The sequence below is a fragment of the Streptococcus sp. Marseille-Q6504 genome (genome assembly GCF_965111625.1).
This window is the reverse complement of the sequence record NZ_CBCOON010000004.1, coordinates 82,504-97,278: the sequence shown is the minus strand read 5'-3', so window position 1 is coordinate 97,278 and position 14,775 is coordinate 82,504. Positions and strand designations below refer to the sequence as shown.

Genomic DNA, 14,775 nt, shown 5'->3' with positions numbered 1-14,775 from the left:
CATGTATGAAAAAAGTGAAGTTGGGGGAAGTTTGTGAGATTTTATCTGGTTACGCTTTTAAATCATCACAATTTAACGATAAAAAAATTGGGCTTCCCTTAATCCGAATTCGAGATGTAGAGAGAGGTTTTTCTGATACCTACTTTGAAGGAGCTTATCCAGAAGAATATTTGATTAAAAATGGAGATTTATTGATTACAATGGATGGCAGTTTTATATTGAAAAAATGGGAGGGGGATTTAGCGCTACTTAATCAACGTGTCTGTAAAATTAAAATTACGGATAAAAGTGTAGATGAAGGTTATTTAGCTTGGTTGATTCCGAAATTCTTGAAAGAAATTGAAGATAAGACCCCTTTTGTTACAGTAAAACATCTTTCAGTAGCTAAAATTAAAGATATCTCATTTGTTTTGCCTAATAAACTGGAACAAAAGTTAATTTCAAAAAGACTAAATACAATAAGTCAAATTTATGATTTTCGTAAAATTCAGTCAGAAGGATTAAACGAGCTCGTCAAATCCCGATTTAACGAGATGTTTGGGGATCCTGTTTTGAATGAAATGGGTTGGGAAAAGCATAGATTATCAAAATTAACATTAAAAATTGGTTCAGGTGCTACACCTAGAGGAGGAAGAGAAAGTTATGTCAACGAAGGGATAGCGCTCATTAGAAGTATGAATGTATATGATGGTAAGTTTATTTTCAAAGATTTAGCTTATTTAACTAATGTTCAGGCTGAAAAATTAAATAATGTAATTGTTGAATCTGACGATGTTTTGCTGAATATTACAGGTGCATCTGTATCTCGTTGTTGTATTGTTCCACAAATTATTTTGCCTGCGAGAGTTAATCAGCACGTTTCTATAATTCGTTGTAAAAAGCACTTATTATCACCAATATTTTTAAATCAACTTTTAATAACTTCCGAGTTTAAGAGTTTGCTACAGAAAATAGGAGAAAGTTCAGGTGCTACTCGTCAAGCGATAACAAAAAATCAGATTGAAGAATTAACCATCCCCCTCCCCCCTCTTTCCCTCCAAAACGAGTTCGCAGACTTTGTGGCTCAGGTTGACAAATCACAATTGGCAATTCAAAAATCACTAGAAGAACTGGAAACCTTGAAAAAATCTCTCATGCAAGAGTATTTTGGCTGATATTCTGTCATTGTAATTACGGTAATTATTTGTTATAATACTTCAAAGGAGGAAATCAGATGGTAGTAAAAACAAGAAAACAAGGAAATTCAATCACCATCACCATTCCAAGTGAATTCAATATTCCAAGTGGTGTAAAATACGAAGCAAAATTGTTACCAAGTGGTGAAATTATCTTTACTCCCGAAGAGTCTGGACATCAGATTTCTTATGTAACTGATGATGCCTTTGACTTAAATTTGGACAAAATTTTTGACGAATACGATGATGTTTTCAAAGCTTTGGTGGAAAAATGACAGTCTATCTGACAGAAAAGCAAATTGAAAAAATCAATGCTTTAGCAATTCAACGGTATTCACCTAATGAAAAAATTCAGACAGTTAGTCCTTCTGCCTTAAATATGATTGTCAATTTACCAGAGCAATTTGTCTTCGGTAAACCTCTTTATCCAACAATTTTTGATAAGGCAACAATACTATTTGTCCAATTGATCAAAAAGCATGTTTTTGCCAATGCTAATAAACGAACTGCTTTCTTCGTATTGGTGAAATTTCTACAGTTGAATGGCTATCTTTTTTCTGTAACAGTTGAGGAAGCGGTCGATATGTGTGTAACTATTGCAGTAGAATCCTTAACAGATGAAAGATTATCTAGCTACACCAAATGGATTTCTGAACATTCATTTAGAGTTAATGGCAAGAATTAAGTTTGGATGTTTAAATCCTATAAGAAAAAAATAGACAAACAGACAGTATTAGAATTCTGTAATTCAGAAAACTAATATTTTGAATATGTCAAACATTCAACCTTACTAAACAAGAAAAAGTAGCCGGCTAAGGCTACTTTTTAAAATTCTTTGTAAACATAAGTATTTTCGGGTTTGTCTACTTTGATGAAGGACTCGACTTCAAGGGTTGGGAGAACTTGGTTGAGTTCCTTGTGATAGTGATTCCTAATCTTACCTTTGACTTTCACCCAGGTGTTATTTTCGTAGTGATTAGTGTTTCCAGTGGTCAAAAGGCCAAAAACTCCTGAATCAGCGATACAGTGCATAATACCAAAGCGAAAAACAAATTGACTATTGGTATGATTTGGATCGTTGTAGATAAAGCCAATAAACTCGATTTCCTTGCCTTCAAATTCGTTTGGAAAATCATAGATAGCTTCCATGACCTCAAGATAATTTTCATCATTGATAACTATACTAGATTGAGCTAAGTATTTATCAGCACTCTTTCGAATAATATTTTCATGAGCTGTTTGTGAATAAAAGCGACTGGTATCCGGCTTAAGAAACTGACTGCTCGTTCCTTCACTTGCTTGGATTGCCTTGTCAGTTCCTTCCGACAAAGGGAAATAATATCCTTTTGCCGATACTGTTTGTGAATCCAGAGTGACGGTTGGAAAGGTAAATCCAACTAACAAGGGTAAACTTAAGAGGACAAAACTAGCAAGTTTGGCTGAAAAACTATGTAAGTGACTATGTTCTTTCAAACGCTTGAAGCAAATATAGGCTTGAACGATGGCTAGTAACAATGACAAAACCATGCTGATATAAGCCAGATAAGAGTAGTGGAGGTTTATATACTGATTGAGCTTACCTGATAGATGCAGATAAAGCGTTAAGATAAAATAGCCAAATAAGATAAAAAATCGAATCATAGCATCACCCCGACTAGATAAGAATAGACAAGAACAACAAGAGTTACAATTGTCATGAATTGCCAAATAAATCGCGTTTTAAGATAATTCTTCATCATGAGGAGGTTCTTGACATCAAGCATGGGACCTATAACCAGAAAGGCAAGCACTGGAGCAAATCCAAAACTAGAGAGAAGTGAAGATCCAATAAAGGCATCCGCTTCACTACAGAGGGATAGTAGGAAAGACAAGACCATCAGAAGAACAATCGCAAGTAGTGGTGTTGCGCTGATAGATGTCAGGATACGAGTTGGAATATAGACTTGGACTATACTTGCAAAAAGACAGCCAAAGACCAAGTAACGCCCCATATCAAAGAATTCATCAATAGCTTGAATGAATACCTGAAGGATTTTTTGACTTTTAGTCAAGTGAGAGAAATCATGCTCATGACAAGCCAATCTATTTTCTTTTTGGATAGGTCCCTTCCAGACAAAACCAAGGAAGATACCCAATATAGTAGCAACAAGAATCGCGCCCAAAGCTCTTAGGAGAACCATTTGAATTGAATGACCAAAGGCTGAATAAGTCGCAAAAAGTACGATAGGATTGATGATAGGAGCCGTTACTAGAAAAGGTACCGCTGTATAGCTAGGAACCTTCTTTTCTAAAAAGCGATTGATAATAGGAACGATTCCACACTCACAAGAGGGAAAGAGAAAACCGATGAAGCTACCAAAAAAGATTCTCCCCAGGCGATTTTTAGGGAGAAATTTATAAACCTTCTCAGGTGTGACATAGACTTCAATAGCACCAGAGATGATGCTACCGATTAAGACAAAGGGTAAAGCTTCAATGATAATTGAAAGAAAAATGGCGCCAGCTTGTAGCACACTAGAAGGTAAATTTTGAAAGAGTGTCATCTATTTTTTCTTTTCTGCCTTATCTTTCTTTTCTTTGTCATCTGGAAATGTTACTTGCTTTAAATCAGGTAGTTTAGCGAATTCTTCGAACATCTTATCTAAGTCATCAGTTTTTGTAAATTTAACAGCCATAAGGCATACCTCGATTCTTTTAGTTAACACTATTATACTATTATTTCTAAGAAATAGTTGGATTTTAAAATAAACATGGCTTTTATCTTTATAAAGTTGAAATAAAGCAACAAATTAATGAAAACAAGCTTTCTTCCTTATGGTATAATAGTTTCATGGATAAAAAATATGAAAAAATTTCCCAAGATTTGGGTGTAACTTTAAAGCAGATTGATACTGTCTTGTCTTTGACAGCAGAAGGAGCAACTATCCCCTTTATCGCCCGTTATCGGAAAGATATGACCGGAAGTCTAGATGAGGTAGCCATTAAAGCTATCATCGACCTCGATAAGAGTTTAACTGCTCTAAATGATCGAAAGGAAGCGGTCTTAGCAAAAATCAAAGAGCAAGGCAAGCTAACTAAGGAGTTAGAAGAAGCAATTCTATCAGCTGAAAAACTCGCAGATGTAGAAGAACTCTATCTTCCCTATAAGGAGAAACGTCGGACCAAGGCAACGATTGCGCGTGAGGCTGGACTTTTTCCACTTGCTCGCTTGATTTTACAAAATGTTTCTGACCTAGAAAAAGAAGCAGAAGCATTTGTCTGTGAAGGTTTCGAGACTCCTCAAGAAGCCTTGGCTGGGGCTGTAGACATCTTGGTTGAGGCACTATCCGAGGATGTTCATTTACGTTCAATGACCTATCAAGAGGTACTTAGACGCTCTAAGATTACTTCTCAAGTCAAAGATGAGAGTCTTGATGAAAAACAAGTCTTTCAGATCTATTACGATTTCTCAGAAACAGTTGCTAACATGCAAGGTTACCGTACGCTTGCCCTTAATCGTGGTGAGAAGCTAGGCATTTTGAAAATTAGCTTTGAGCATGCGACTGATCGGATTCTATCTTTCTTTAGTGTTCGTTTTAAAGTTAAGAATGCCTATATTGACGAAGTTATTCAGCAATCTGTTAAGAAAAAAGTATTACCAGCTATTGAGCGTCGAATTCGTACCGAACTAACAGAGAGGGCTGAAGAAGGAGCTATTCAACTCTTCTCAGAGAACCTTCGAAATCTTCTCCTTGTTGCACCTCTTAAAGGGCGCGTGGTACTTGGATTTGACCCAGCCTTTCGTACAGGTGCCAAACTAGCAGTCGTTGATGCTACTGGGAAGATGTTGACGACGCAAGTCATTTATCCAGTCAAACCAGCTTCAGCTCGCCAGATTGAAGAAGCAAAGAGAGATTTGGCAGATTTGATTGGCCAATATGGTGTTGAAATCATTGCTATCGGTAATGGTACTGCTAGTCGTGAGAGTGAAGCCTTTGTGGCGGAAGTTCTGAAGGATTTTCCAGAAGTCAGCTATGTCATTGTCAATGAGAGTGGGGCATCTGTCTACTCAGCTAGTGAACTAGCTCGTCAAGAGTTTCCAGAGTTAACCGTTGAGAAACGTTCTGCTATTTCTATTGCTCGTCGCTTGCAAGACCCACTTGCTGAGTTGGTTAAAATCGATCCCAAATCCATCGGTGTCGGTCAATATCAGCACGATGTTAGTCAAAAGAAACTGTCTGAAAGTCTTGACTTTGTAGTTGATACAGTCGTTAACCAAGTTGGTGTCAATGTCAATACAGCTAGTCCAGCCTTACTTTCGCACGTAGCTGGGCTTAACAAAACAATCTCTGAAAATATCGTGAAGTATCGTGAAGAAGAAGGTAAAATCACTTCACGCGCCCAAATCAAGAAAGTTCCTCGTTTAGGAGCAAAAGCCTTTGAACAGGCTGCAGGTTTCCTCCGTATCCCTGAAAGTAGCAATATCCTTGACAATACAGGTGTTCACCCAGAAAACTATGCTGCTGTTAAGGAACTCTTCAAATGTTTGGACATTAAAGACCTAAATGAAGAAGCACAAGCCAAACTCAAATCTATTTCAATCAAGGAAATGGCCCAAGAACTAGACCTCGGTCAAGAAACCCTTAAAGATATTATTGCAGATCTTTTAAAACCAGGACGTGATTTCCGTGATTCTTTTGATGCTCCAGTCCTTCGTCAGGATGTCTTGGATATCAAAGACTTAAAAGTTGGCCAGAAGCTTGAAGGCGTTGTTCGTAACGTCGTTGACTTCGGTGCCTTTGTTGACATTGGTATTCACGAGGATGGCCTGATTCATATCTCTCACATGAGCAAGAAATTCATCAAACATCCGAGTCAAGTCGTTTCAGTTGGTGATTTGGTAACCGTTTGGGTGAAGAAGATTGATGTCCAACGCGAAAAAGTAAATCTGTCGCTCCTTGCACCAGATGAATCTAACTAATTACGTTCGACAAGTTTCTTTAGAAGACTTTGGGAAACCTTTCAAACACCAAGCTCAATGGAATACACGCCTACGGTCGACAGGTGGGCGATTCTTTCCAAAGGATGGGCATTTGGATTTTAATCCCAAAGTCTATCAAGAACTTGGTTTAGAGGTTTTTCGGAAAATTGTCCGTCACGAACTCTGTCATTATCATCTATACTATGAGGGCAAGGGGTATAGACACAAAGATGTAGCCTTTAAGAAACTGTTAAAAGAAGTAGATGGACTCCGCTTTGTTCCACCCTTATCAAGTGTCAGTCAAACACCAGTTCTAGTCTATACTTGTCAGACTTGTAGTCAGACTTATCATCGAAAGCGACGAATTGATACCAAACGTTATCGTTGTGGTCTCTGTCGTGGCAAACTCATTTTGCAAAATCCGCCTAAGGACTGATGCGAGCAGTTTTTATTTCATGTTATACTTATTACAAGAATACCGAAAGAGGTACAAACTATGAATAAAAAATTTTACAAAATGAGACGAAATCGTATGATATCAGGAGTACTTGCTGGACTCTCTGATAAATGGAATCTTGATGTTACTCTTGTGCGCTTCATTTTTGCTATCTTTACAATCGCAAACTTCGGACTTGGAATCATCATCTACATCATCCTGGCCTCTATCTTGCCAACAAAAGAAGATATCGAAGCTGAAATGTACGGAACAGGACCACGTAAGATGAAAGAGGCTGAACCAATTAATGATAATGAAGGTTGGTTTTGGTAGTTTCTCTTAATTGTTTATGTTTGGATAATAAAAAAGATACCGTACGGTATCTTTTTTAAATACTAAACAACTGACCCAATAGATAGGTCACTCCCATGGTTAACAAACCGATACAAAGGTTACGAATCATAGCTGTTTTGGTTGGGGCTTTTCCGAGTTTGGCACTGGTGTAACCTGTAATCAATAAAGACATCGCAACGATAAAAACAGTAGCAGGTTTTCGATAGTCACTTGGAAAGATGGTAATGGAAAGCATTGGTGGTAAACTACCAAGAACAAAAGCGATGAAGCTAGATGCTGCAGCATGCCAAGGATTGGTAAACTCTTCATACTCGATTCCGTATTTTTCTTCAACTAAGGCTTTAAGTGGATTTTTAAGAAAAGCTTTATTGACTAAAAGTTGAGCTGAAGTTTCACACTCACCATTTTGAAGATAAGCAGCATAAAGAGATTTCTTTGCGGCCTCGATATCCTTATCCAAAAGTAATTGTTCACGGGCTACAGCGGCTTCTTCAGTGTCTTTTTGAGTGGATACTGAAACATATTCACCTCCAGCCATAGAGAAGGCACCCGCTAAGATGGCAGCCAAACCTGAAAGAAAGATTATCCAGATATTACTGGTTGCACTGGCAACCCCGATAACAACTCCAGCGATGGAAATGATCCCGTCATTGGCTCCGAGCACACCAGCACGTATAATATTTAAACGACCAGCGAAGTTTGAATCAATTTCATGTGTAATTTCTGACATAGTCTTCTCCTTTTTATCCATTATAAAGTATAGAAATAGCGAATACAAACTTTTTAAACTATCTGAAAAAAGTTTTTCAATTCTAATAAATGCCATAGCTGTTGCTTATGCTAATATATAACAAAGTTGTATTTGTAACTGACTGCCATAGATGATACAATTAATTTAATGAAATCTTTGGAGGTCTGATGATGACTCGTGAATTTAAATTTGAAACTCTTCAATTGCATGCAGGGCAAGTGGTAGATGCTACTACCAAGTCTCGTGCTGTCCCTATTTATCAAACAACATCTTTTGTATTTGAAGATACACAGGAGGGTGCAGACCTTTTTGCCCTTCAAAAAGCTGGAAATATCTATACTCGTATTACCAATCCAACAACTTCAGCCTTTGAAGAGCGTATTGCAGCGCTAGAAGGCGGAGTAGGTGCACTTGCCACAGCTTCAGGAATGGCAGCTCTTACTTATACTATTCTTGGACTTGCTCACGCAGGTGACCATGTTGTTGCAGCTTCAACTATCTACGGTGGGACCTTTAACCTTTTGAAAGAAACTCTTCCTCGTTACGGAATCACCACAACTTTTGTTGATATTGATAATCTAGAAGAAGTAGAGGCAGCGATTAAAGATAATACAAAACTTGTCTTGATTGAAACTTTGGGTAATCCGGTTATCAACATTCCTGATATCGAAAAAATTGCTGAAATTGCCCACAAACACCAAATTCCTTTAGTTTCTGATAATACTTTTGCAACACCATATCTCATTAATGTCTTTTCACACGGTGTAGATATTTCAGTTCACTCGGCAACTAAATTTATCGGTGGTCACGGTACAACTATTGGCGGTGTCATTGTTGATAGCGGTAAGTTTGACTGGGCTGCTTCAGGGAAATTCCCTCAATTCGTAAATGAAGATCCAAGCTACCATAATTTGAGCTATACTCGAGATGTAGGTGCTGCAGCCTTTATCGTTGCTGCTCGCGTGCAATTGCTTCGCGATATGGGAGCTGCCCTTTCACCATTTAACTCATTCTTGCTCCTACAAGGTCTTGAAACACTATCTCTTCGTGTTGAACGCCATGTTCAAAATGCTGAGAAAATCGTTGATTTCCTTGTGAACCATCCAAAAGTTGAAAAAGTCAATTATCCAAAATTAGCTGATAGCCCTTACCATGCCTTGGCGGAGAAATATTTACCAAAAGGTGTTGGTTCAATCTTTACCTTCCACGTTAAAGGCGGAGAAGCAGAAGCTCGTAAGGTGATTGATAGCTTAGAAATCTTTTCAAACCTTGCAAACGTAGCAGATGCCAAATCATTGGTCGTTCATCCAGCAACTACAACTCATTCTCAATTGTCTGACTCTGATCTAGAAGCAGCAGGAGTAACTAAAAATCAAATCCGTCTATCAATTGGACTAGAAAATGTCGATGATTTGATTGAAGATTTACGACTAGCTCTTGAAAAAATCTAAAAATAACTAGTTTTTATCAAATTAAGCATCCTTCTCACGAATAATAAAGTGAGGAGGATTTTTATGTATAGTATTTCATTTCAAGAAGATTCACTTTTACCAAGAGAGAGACTAGTCAGAGAAGGGGTAGAAGCACTCAGCAACCAAGAATTACTGGCAATATTACTAAGGACAGGCACAAAACAGGCCAATGTTTTTGAAATAGCACAGAAAATCTTAAATCAGCTGACATGTTTAACTGACCTCAAAAGAATGAGTCTACAGGAATTGCAGACTCTATCGGGTATTGGACGTGTTAAGGCTATCGAATTACAAGCCGTTATTGAATTAGGCTACCGTATCCATAAAAGGGAAACAGTGGAAATGGAGAGTATTCTTAGCAGTCGTATATTAGCTAAAAAGATGCAGTCTGAGCTTGGAGATAAAAAACAAGAGCACCTAGTGGCGCTCTATCTGAATACTCAAAATCAAATCATTCACCAGCAGACCATTTTTATCGGGTCTGCCACGAGAAGCATTGCTGAACCGAGAGAAATTCTCCACTATGCTTTGAAGCATATGGCAACATCTGTGATTCTAGTTCATAATCATCCATCAGGAGCAGTAGTTCCTAGCCCCAATGATGACCATGTTACGAAGCTTGTTAAAGAAGCCTGCGAATTAATGGGATTGATCTTATTGGACCATTTAATTGTCTCTCATTCTGATTATTTTAGTTACCGCGAGAAGACAGATATGATATAAAAAACCTGTATATAGTACAGGTTTTACAATTCATTGACGACATAGTCGAAAAGTGTTTTATCTTTGGGGCGATTTTCAAAGAGAAATTCAGGATGCCATTGAACACCAAGATAAGGGAAGCCGTCCGTAGTTGTTACAGCCTCGATAATACCATCTTTAGGATCATGTGCTACAACCTTAAGATTAGGAGCTAAATCTTTGATGCTCTGATGGTGGAAAGAATTGATATGAGAGATTTCTCCATAGATTTCTCTTAGAATAGTATCTGGTTCGGTGACAAGTCGCTGAGTGGTGTATTCAGCGGAAGTATCTTGCCAATGATCTTCGATATCTTGATAAAGAGACCCGCCCATGGCTACGTTAAAAAGTTGAGTACCACGACAGACAGAAAAAATTGGTTTCTTTTGCTTGATTGCTTCTTTAATGAGGGCTAACTCAAAAATATCACGTTGAAGGTGGTAATCGTCGCTATCAATAGTTTTTGGCTCACCATAGTATTTAGGGTCAACATTTTGTCCACCAGTTAAAATAAGTTTATCAATTAAACTAATGTAGTAACTGGCCATTTCTTCATCACCAATCGGTAGGATAATGGGGATACCTCCAGCTTCCTTAACTCCTTCAACAAAGCCTTTGGCAGCATAACTCATCATAAGCTCATCGTCTGGATGGGCTTTTTCGTTTCCTGTAATCCCAATAACTGGTTTTTTCATAAATCAATTCGCTTTCTAATCCTCTTTTCGCATGAAATAGAGGAGGGTTTGAAGTTCGCTAGTAAGATCGACATACTGAACAACTACGTCTTTAGGAAGATGTAGGTGAACAGGAGAAAAACTGAGGATACCTTTGATACCAGCATCAACCAAAAGTTCCGCAACTTCTTGAGATTTAACACTAGGAACAGTAAGAATAGCAGTTCTAACATCACTATCCTTAATTTTATCCTTTATTTGAGAGATTCCATAGATTGGAACACCGTCGGGTGTCTTGGTACCAACCTCAGGATGATCATCTAGGTCAAAAGCCATGATGATTTTCATTTTATTACGCTCATGAAAGCGGTAGTGGAGGAGGGCATGCCCCATATTTCCAATACCTACAAGCATAACATTGGTAATAGAATTATCATTTAAAAGATCAGCAAAAAAAGTCATGAGCTTTTTGACATCATAACCAAATCCACGTCTACCGAGTTCGCCAAAGTAAGAGAAGTCACGACGAACAGTGGCAGAATCAATTCCAATCGCTTCTGCAATTTGTTTGGAATTAGCTCTTTCAATTTTCTCGGCATTAAATCTTTTAAAAATACGGTAATAGAGAGAAAGTCTCTTTGCTGTTGCTTTAGGAATAGCAGACTGTTTTTCTTTCACAAAATCACAACCTTTCTATCTACTATTTTATAGAAAGCTTGTGAAAATTGCAACAATAACGAAAAAAAACTAAGAAAAAATCTTAGTTTATCTTCGTTTCGTGGTAAGTTCTTAAAAAGCGGTAGAGGTTACCTAGAAGCCCTTGATAGATTTCAACTCCTTCATGTGTTAATGAAGTAATATGAGTAGTATCTGGGAGAGTTACACAACCCGATAGAGAGAGCATAAGAGCTTCATAGTCTTCATATTCTTGCACACGCTCTACTTGATAGGAGTCCTTGTAAGTTAATCGAAACATAATGACCTTCTATCTTTCGCTTTTTGTAAATACGCCACGTTCAACTAGGCTATCCATCAAAAAGTAGAATTTCTCTTGGTGGATATGAGTTTCTTCTGATTTGAAGATATCAACTAAACGTAGACCAAATTTATCAGTGATATAGATTTTTACACCAGTTAAGTCTTTGTTGATGATAATCTTAAGTTGGAATCCTTCTCCGCTATTTGGAACTTTTTCAAGTAGTCGCGTTAATTCATAGTTACCAACTTTAGTTTCAAAAAAAGTATTATCTTTAAGCGTAAATTTTTTAACAGTTGGACTAAGTGTGTATTCGTAACGACAATTTTTAAGTTTAATCGTTTGTTCAAATGCCATTAAGTTTATCCTCCGATGATATTTTTAAGAGTTTTAGCAAGAGTTATCATTTCTTGTTCTGTATTTTGAGGTGAAATGCTGACGCGTACAGACTCGTGTAAGCGAGGAGATTCTTCACCGTAGAAGGCTTGAAGAACATGGCTGACCTGAACAACACCAGCTGTACAAGCAGAACCTGTTGAAATAGAAATACCTTCAAGGTCTAAACGAAGTAGTAGTAGATCGTTGCGTTGTCCCGGAAATCCGATATTTAGGACATAAGGGAGTTGCTCTTTACCTTGATTGAGATAATAGGTTGATCCAGCCATTTCAGTTAGAAAAACTTTCTGTAGTTTTTGAACTTTATTAAAATTAGCCTCTAGATGATCTATATCGTCCTTAAGAGCTGCAACCATACCTATAATTGCGGGAAGGTTTTCTGTCCCTGCTCTTTTTTTCTGTTCTTGATCTCCACCATGTAGATAAGGATCAAAATCTGTAGAAGCAGCGTATAGGAAACCGATACCCTTTGGACCGTGAAATTTATGAGCAGAAGCACTGAGGAAATCTATTCCTAGTTCTTCAGGAAGAATCTCTAGCTTCCCGACAGCTTGAACAGCATCTACATGATAAGCAGCTGAATGGACTTTTAAAATCTGACCAATTTCAGCGATTGGTAAAAGAGTACCTGTTTCATTGTTAACATACATAGTTGAAACGAGAATAGTATCATCACGCAGTGCATTCTTGACTTGGTCTGCCGTGATTTCTTGATTGTCGGGTTTTAAAATAGTCACTTCAAACCCAAAATTTTTCACCAGATACTCAATCGGTTCAAGCACAGCGTGATGCTCGATAGCAGTAGTAATAATGTGTTTTCCGCGATTTTGATGACGAAGACAGTAGCCGATAATAGCTGTATTATTACTTTCTGTACCACCAGAAGTGAAGAAAATGTGTTGGGGCTTTGTACCTAGTATACCTGCTAACTCTTGACGGGCTTCACGTAATAATTTTCCTGCTTGACGCCCATGACCATGAATGCTAGAAGGATTGCCATAAGTCTCCTGCATGACTTGAGTCATTGCTGAGATAGCTGCAGATGACATGGGTGTCGTAGCAGCATTATCTAAATAAATCAAAAACTCACCTAATTTCTATTTAAATTTAAATAGTGGACTAACTGGTTTTCTTTCATGAATACGAACCATGGCATCACCAATTAGTTCGCTTGCGGTAATATATTGTACATTCTTAGGTTTTTTACTTTCTGTCAATACAGAATCTGTAACCAAGACTTCCTTGATATTAGCTGCATCCAACAACTCTGCAGCACCGTTGACGAACAATCCATGGCTGGATACCGCGTAAATTTCAGTAGCACCATCGCGTTCCAAAATTTTAGCAGCTTCTGAGAAAGTACGGCCTGTATTAAGAATGTCATCGATTAAAATTGCTTTCTTACCTTCAACCTCTCCGATGATGTAACCTTGGCTACGTTCAGAATCATCTTGAGCATAGTCAATAATAGCAATCGGAGCATCAAGGTATTCAGCAAGGCTACGAGCACGTTTTACACCTGAGTTTTTAGGGCTGACAACAACCACATCTGGACCAGTTAAACCTTTATCAATGTAGTGTTTTGCAAATAGCGGAATTGTATAGAGGTTATCTACAGGAATATCAAAGAAACCTTGTACCTGAACAGCATGAAGGTCCAGTGTCAATACACGGCTAACCCCAGCTTTTACCAACATATTTGCAACAAGTTTAGCTGTAAGAGGTTCGCGAGAAGAAGCAATACGATCTTGACGAGCATAACCAAAATAAGGCATGACAACATTGATTGTATTTGCGCTAGCACGAACACAGGCATCAACTGTGATTAAAAGTTCCATCAAATGATTGCTAACAGGATAAGATGTAGACTGGATGATATAAACATCATACCCACGTACACTTTCTTCGATGTTAACTTGGATTTCACCATCTGAGAATTGACGAGAAGATAATTTCCCAAGTGGAACACCTGCAGCATCTGCAATCTTTTGAGCAATTTCATGATTGGATGAAAGTGAAAAAAGCTTCATATTTTTTGTATCTGACATTGATAAACCGTCCTCTATAAACTATGTGAATCAGCGAAAAAAACAAATTATAAGTAAAGTATTTTCTTTTGCAAATTCAATTATTTTTTATCTCTTCTATTTTATCAAAAAAAGAAGATTATTTCAGTATTTTTTCATATTTTCTATAAATCGGACTAATTTTGAAGGAGCTTTCTTGTAATGGATATCATTGGCTTGTAAAAACTCCTTAAAATCAAGACTTCCTTGGTCACCATTCTCAACTTCTAGCTCTAGTTCATAATCTACAATATTGAAGTAGCGGCTTTGGTCAAGCGCCATGAGTCCAATTGCTGTTTCTTTTTCGTAACGAACAGTAGTTAGGCAACCTAAAACCACCCAACCACTTGTTGAAAGTCTACGGCTAGTTAGTTCTTCTAGAATCATCCCCTGAGGGAGTTTACAATTTTCAAGACAATATTTAGCTTCCTCCAGAGTAAGGGCTTGATTGTATTCCATATTTCCGACTTCTTGAGGAATCTTAATAGTCAGTTCGGCGCTTGTATCGAAAGTACGAATGCGCATAGCAATTTTATGATGGTGAAGGTAAAAATCAGGCGTATCTAAGTAGTAATTTTTTTGTGTAACAGGAGTGACTTCTGAAAATTGAGTTAGCAATCGATCATATTCTTCTTCACTTAGAAGTGTTTTCATTTCTATTTCTAAATGTTTCATTTTTACAACCTTTTCTTTATATTTGAAAGCGATTTATGGTATAATAAGCATTGTATTTATTGTATATGATTTTCATGAGAAAATCAAAAACTAGATAAA

At 37.5% G+C, this 14,775-nt stretch carries 19 protein-coding genes; 8 read left to right on the top strand and 11 right to left on the bottom strand.

Annotation, left to right across the window (positions count from 1 at the left end; genetic code table 11):
- Positions 1-5 precede the first annotated feature (5 nt).
- From ACWPUA_RS05555 to ACWPUA_RS05545, 3 genes are read left to right on the top strand one after another with little or no spacing between them, the layout of a single operon-like run.
- The gene (locus tag ACWPUA_RS05555; protein ID WP_006152295.1) at positions 6-1,154 is read left to right on the top strand and encodes a restriction endonuclease subunit S; all 1,149 of its coding nucleotides are present in this window, start codon (positions 6-8) and stop codon (positions 1,152-1,154) included.
- Positions 1,155-1,213: 59 nt separating this feature from the next.
- Positions 1,214-1,450: an AbrB/MazE/SpoVT family DNA-binding domain-containing protein gene (locus tag ACWPUA_RS05550; protein WP_006148508.1), complete on the top strand. Its 237-nt coding sequence runs from the start codon at positions 1,214-1,216 to the stop codon at positions 1,448-1,450.
- Positions 1,447-1,860 carry a type II toxin-antitoxin system death-on-curing family toxin gene (locus ACWPUA_RS05545; RefSeq protein ID WP_223333105.1) on the top strand — a complete coding sequence of 138 codons (414 nt, stop codon included), beginning with the start codon at positions 1,447-1,449 and terminating at the stop codon, positions 1,858-1,860. The genes ACWPUA_RS05550 and ACWPUA_RS05545 overlap by 4 nt, the downstream gene beginning before the upstream one ends.
- Before the next feature lie 140 nt (positions 1,861-2,000).
- Here the strand turns inward: ACWPUA_RS05545 and ACWPUA_RS05540 are convergent, their stop codons facing one another.
- From ACWPUA_RS05540 to ACWPUA_RS05530, 3 genes are read right to left on the bottom strand one after another with little or no spacing between them, the layout of a single operon-like run.
- Positions 2,001-2,816: a TIGR03943 family putative permease subunit gene (locus ACWPUA_RS05540; protein ID WP_454379682.1), complete on the bottom strand. Its 816-nt coding sequence runs from the start codon at positions 2,814-2,816 to the stop codon at positions 2,001-2,003.
- A complete protein-coding gene (locus tag ACWPUA_RS05535; RefSeq protein WP_454379680.1) occupies positions 2,813-3,718 on the bottom strand; it encodes a permease in 906 nt (301 codons plus the stop codon). The genes ACWPUA_RS05540 and ACWPUA_RS05535 overlap by 4 nt, the downstream gene beginning before the upstream one ends.
- A complete protein-coding gene (locus ACWPUA_RS05530) occupies positions 3,719-3,850 on the bottom strand; it encodes an SPJ_0845 family protein (protein WP_000268695.1) in 132 nt (43 codons plus the stop codon).
- A gap of 155 nt (positions 3,851-4,005) precedes the next feature.
- Between ACWPUA_RS05530 and ACWPUA_RS05525 the strand changes: the two genes are divergently transcribed.
- From ACWPUA_RS05525 to ACWPUA_RS05515, 3 genes are read left to right on the top strand one after another with little or no spacing between them, the layout of a single operon-like run.
- Positions 4,006-6,135: a Tex family protein gene (locus ACWPUA_RS05525; protein ID WP_454379678.1), complete on the top strand. Its 2,130-nt coding sequence runs from the start codon at positions 4,006-4,008 to the stop codon at positions 6,133-6,135.
- Entirely contained in the window at positions 6,122-6,571 is a 450-nt protein-coding gene (locus ACWPUA_RS05520) for a SprT family protein (RefSeq protein WP_454379676.1), read from the top strand. The genes ACWPUA_RS05525 and ACWPUA_RS05520 overlap by 14 nt, the downstream gene beginning before the upstream one ends.
- Positions 6,572-6,631: 60 nt before the next feature.
- Positions 6,632-6,904 (top strand): PspC domain-containing protein, encoded by a 273-nt coding sequence (locus ACWPUA_RS05515; protein WP_454379674.1) that lies wholly within the window; start codon positions 6,632-6,634, stop codon positions 6,902-6,904.
- Between the two features lie 55 nt (positions 6,905-6,959).
- On the opposite strand, the gene ACWPUA_RS05510 is transcribed toward ACWPUA_RS05515, so the two are convergent.
- Positions 6,960-7,655, bottom strand: coding sequence for a VIT1/CCC1 transporter family protein (locus tag ACWPUA_RS05510; RefSeq protein ID WP_454379672.1), 696 nt, complete (start codon positions 7,653-7,655; stop codon positions 6,960-6,962).
- A 191-nt stretch (positions 7,656-7,846) separates the two neighbouring features.
- Between ACWPUA_RS05510 and ACWPUA_RS05505 the strand changes: the two genes are divergently transcribed.
- Positions 7,847-9,127 carry an O-acetylhomoserine aminocarboxypropyltransferase/cysteine synthase family protein gene (locus ACWPUA_RS05505; RefSeq protein ID WP_036754139.1) on the top strand — a complete coding sequence of 427 codons (1,281 nt, stop codon included), beginning with the start codon at positions 7,847-7,849 and terminating at the stop codon, positions 9,125-9,127.
- Positions 9,128-9,190: 63 nt separating this feature from the next.
- Positions 9,191-9,871: a RadC family protein gene (gene radC, locus ACWPUA_RS05500; RefSeq protein WP_036754046.1), complete on the top strand. Its 681-nt coding sequence runs from the start codon at positions 9,191-9,193 to the stop codon at positions 9,869-9,871.
- A gap of 23 nt (positions 9,872-9,894) precedes the next feature.
- On the opposite strand, the gene ACWPUA_RS05495 is transcribed toward radC, so the two are convergent.
- The 7 genes from ACWPUA_RS05495 to ACWPUA_RS05465 form a co-directional block, all read right to left on the bottom strand.
- On the bottom strand, positions 9,895-10,584 hold the full coding sequence (locus tag ACWPUA_RS05495; RefSeq protein WP_036754043.1) for a gamma-glutamyl-gamma-aminobutyrate hydrolase family protein: 690 nt from the start codon (positions 10,582-10,584) through the stop codon (positions 9,895-9,897).
- A 15-nt stretch (positions 10,585-10,599) separates the two neighbouring features.
- The gene (locus tag ACWPUA_RS05490) at positions 10,600-11,241 is read right to left on the bottom strand and encodes a redox-sensing transcriptional repressor Rex (RefSeq protein WP_036754040.1); all 642 of its coding nucleotides are present in this window, start codon (positions 11,239-11,241) and stop codon (positions 10,600-10,602) included.
- Between the two features lie 82 nt (positions 11,242-11,323).
- Entirely contained in the window at positions 11,324-11,539 is a 216-nt protein-coding gene (locus ACWPUA_RS05485; protein ID WP_036754030.1) for a DUF4649 family protein, read from the bottom strand.
- Between the two features lie 9 nt (positions 11,540-11,548).
- On the bottom strand, positions 11,549-11,896 hold the full coding sequence (locus ACWPUA_RS05480) for a DUF1831 domain-containing protein (RefSeq protein ID WP_036754027.1): 348 nt from the start codon (positions 11,894-11,896) through the stop codon (positions 11,549-11,551).
- A gap of 5 nt (positions 11,897-11,901) precedes the next feature.
- Positions 11,902-13,017, bottom strand: a complete 1,116-nt coding sequence (locus tag ACWPUA_RS05475; protein ID WP_036754024.1) for a cysteine desulfurase family protein — start codon at positions 13,015-13,017, stop codon at positions 11,902-11,904.
- A 15-nt stretch (positions 13,018-13,032) separates the two neighbouring features.
- Positions 13,033-13,983, bottom strand: a complete 951-nt coding sequence (locus ACWPUA_RS05470) for a ribose-phosphate diphosphokinase (RefSeq protein WP_004252940.1) — start codon at positions 13,981-13,983, stop codon at positions 13,033-13,035.
- 123 nt (positions 13,984-14,106) lie between these two features.
- A complete protein-coding gene (locus ACWPUA_RS05465) occupies positions 14,107-14,676 on the bottom strand; it encodes a CYTH domain-containing protein (RefSeq protein ID WP_036754020.1) in 570 nt (189 codons plus the stop codon).
- Positions 14,677-14,775: the final 99 nt, after the last annotated feature.

Bases quoted from the DNA above. Each gene is read 5' to 3' on its own strand.
- ACWPUA_RS05555 (WP_006152295.1), top strand. From the start codon at position 6: ATGAAAAAAGTGAAGTTGGGGGAAGTTTGTGAGATTTTATCTGGTTAC.
- ACWPUA_RS05550 (WP_006148508.1), top strand. From the start codon at position 1,214: ATGGTAGTAAAAACAAGAAAACAAGGAAATTCAATCACCATCACCATT.
- ACWPUA_RS05545 (WP_223333105.1), top strand. From the start codon at position 1,447: ATGACAGTCTATCTGACAGAAAAGCAAATTGAAAAAATCAATGCTTTA.
- ACWPUA_RS05540 (WP_454379682.1), bottom strand. From the start codon at position 2,816: ATGATTCGATTTTTTATCTTATTTGGCTATTTTATCTTAACGCTTTAT.
- ACWPUA_RS05535 (WP_454379680.1), bottom strand. From the start codon at position 3,718: ATGACACTCTTTCAAAATTTACCTTCTAGTGTGCTACAAGCTGGCGCC.
- ACWPUA_RS05530 (WP_000268695.1), bottom strand. From the start codon at position 3,850: ATGGCTGTTAAATTTACAAAAACTGATGACTTAGATAAGATGTTCGAA.
- ACWPUA_RS05525 (WP_454379678.1), top strand. From the start codon at position 4,006: ATGGATAAAAAATATGAAAAAATTTCCCAAGATTTGGGTGTAACTTTA.
- ACWPUA_RS05520 (WP_454379676.1), top strand. From the start codon at position 6,122: ATGAATCTAACTAATTACGTTCGACAAGTTTCTTTAGAAGACTTTGGG.
- ACWPUA_RS05515 (WP_454379674.1), top strand. From the start codon at position 6,632: ATGAATAAAAAATTTTACAAAATGAGACGAAATCGTATGATATCAGGA.
- ACWPUA_RS05510 (WP_454379672.1), bottom strand. From the start codon at position 7,655: ATGTCAGAAATTACACATGAAATTGATTCAAACTTCGCTGGTCGTTTA.
- ACWPUA_RS05505 (WP_036754139.1), top strand. From the start codon at position 7,847: ATGACTCGTGAATTTAAATTTGAAACTCTTCAATTGCATGCAGGGCAA.
- radC (WP_036754046.1), top strand. From the start codon at position 9,191: ATGTATAGTATTTCATTTCAAGAAGATTCACTTTTACCAAGAGAGAGA.
- ACWPUA_RS05495 (WP_036754043.1), bottom strand. From the start codon at position 10,584: ATGAAAAAACCAGTTATTGGGATTACAGGAAACGAAAAAGCCCATCCA.
- ACWPUA_RS05485 (WP_036754030.1), bottom strand. From the start codon at position 11,539: ATGTTTCGATTAACTTACAAGGACTCCTATCAAGTAGAGCGTGTGCAA.
- ACWPUA_RS05480 (WP_036754027.1), bottom strand. From the start codon at position 11,896: ATGGCATTTGAACAAACGATTAAACTTAAAAATTGTCGTTACGAATAC.
- ACWPUA_RS05470 (WP_004252940.1), bottom strand. From the start codon at position 13,983: ATGTCAGATACAAAAAATATGAAGCTTTTTTCACTTTCATCCAATCAT.
- ACWPUA_RS05465 (WP_036754020.1), bottom strand. From the start codon at position 14,676: ATGAAACATTTAGAAATAGAAATGAAAACACTTCTAAGTGAAGAAGAA.